The sequence below is a fragment of the Acetobacterium wieringae genome (assembly GCF_026646375.1).
Lineage (GTDB): Bacteria > Bacillota > Clostridia > Eubacteriales > Eubacteriaceae > Acetobacterium > Acetobacterium wieringae_A.
Window position 1 is genome coordinate 1 of record NZ_JAIPPU010000063.1, and the last position, 375, is coordinate 375.

At 53.3% G+C, this 375-nt stretch carries 1 protein-coding gene; it reads right to left on the reverse strand.

What is annotated here, in order from left to right; genetic code table 11:
• On the reverse strand, nt 1-375 hold a 375-nt coding region (locus Q7P33_RS17955), incomplete at both ends, for a methyl-accepting chemotaxis protein (RefSeq protein ID WP_303872107.1).

The window sequence follows — 375 nt, forward strand, 5'->3', positions numbered from 1 at the left end:
TGCTCCGCTGTGGCGGAGTTCGTCTGAACCACGCAGGAAATCTGGTCAATTCCCTGGGCCACCTGATCAACTGCCACCGCCTGCTTGTCAGAGGCCAATGCAATTTCTCCAATTATTGTGTTAATACGCCTGCTTCCTTCCACGACTGCCTGCATTGCCTTCGCTGTCTCAGCGGTAATCTTGGTTCCATTTTCCACGGCCTGCATGCTTTCTCCAATGAGCAGCGTGGTGTTCTTTGCTGCTTCTCCAGATTTGCTTGCCAGGTTACGTACTTCATCCGCCACAACTGCAAAGCCCTTTCCGGCTTCTCCAGCACGGGCGGCTTCAACGGCCGCATTCAATGCCAGGATATTGGTCTGGAATGCGATATCCTCA